Annotated in this window: 1 protein-coding gene; it reads right to left on the bottom strand. The window is 43.0% G+C overall.

Annotation, left to right across the window (positions count from 1 at the left end; genetic code table 11):
• Positions 1-46 precede the first annotated feature (46 nt).
• On the bottom strand, positions 47-256 hold a 210-nt coding region (locus tag CHH91_RS20965; protein WP_217973780.1), incomplete at its 5' end, for a hypothetical protein.

Below are 256 nucleotides of genomic sequence, written 5' to 3'. Positions count from 1 at the left end.
AAAGGTCACACGTGTGTAAGTAGTAGAGTTTGGCCCCCACTCTTTTTCACGCAAAAACGTCGCACTCTATTTTGAGTGCGACGATGATCACTTCTACCTCTTGTTTGATTCCTTTCCTAACAAACCCATTTTCTTCTTGTAAAAGGTCTTTTGGATAAATGCAACTACCATTCCCGTGTGGAGAGTGCAAAATGGCGTAGCCATTAAAGCGAATGTGCTTTCTGGCGCAATTGGGTTGTAACGAATTGGACAAACG

This window comes from Virgibacillus sp. 7505, assembly GCF_002272135.1.
Lineage (GTDB): Bacteria > Bacillota > Bacilli > Bacillales > Amphibacillaceae > Terribacillus.
This window is presented reverse-complemented; position numbering and strand designations above follow the sequence as displayed.